At 60.1% G+C, this 328-nt stretch carries 1 pseudogene; it reads right to left on the bottom strand.

Annotation, left to right across the window (positions count from 1 at the left end):
• A pseudogene (locus AF337_RS45530) lies at nt 1-129 on the bottom strand (acyl-CoA dehydrogenase family protein); the annotation flags it as partial.
• Nucleotides 130-328: the final 199 nt, after the last annotated feature.

The following is a 328-nucleotide window of genomic DNA, read 5'->3' as shown; positions in this document are numbered from 1 at the left end:
CTCTAGGAGACCGCTCTGATGAACGGCCCGGATACCGATCCAGGGAAATTGACCGGTTCGATCCGCATCCGGTGCGGCGTCCGCGATAACGCGCACGGTTTCATCTGGAACGATTGTATCATGGGACATGCGGGTCGACGCTTTCTGGCTGTTAAGGCAGTCCTATCCCTAGGCAAAGGACGAGCAGATCCGGCTGCGTTGAGAAAAAGGGGACGTGCCGTCCGGCGCTCGGGCCAGACTGCACGCATCACGCAGCACTCTTCTTCTTGTTCGCGCGAATGCCTTCACGCACGAGCGGCAGGATGTAGCGGCCGTAGTCGACCGCATC

It is taken from the genome of Rhizobium ecuadorense (assembly GCF_001187535.1).
GTDB lineage: Bacteria > Pseudomonadota > Alphaproteobacteria > Rhizobiales > Rhizobiaceae > Rhizobium > Rhizobium ecuadorense.
Note: the sequence above shows the minus strand (reverse complement) of the source record. Positions and strands in the feature narration are given on the sequence as shown.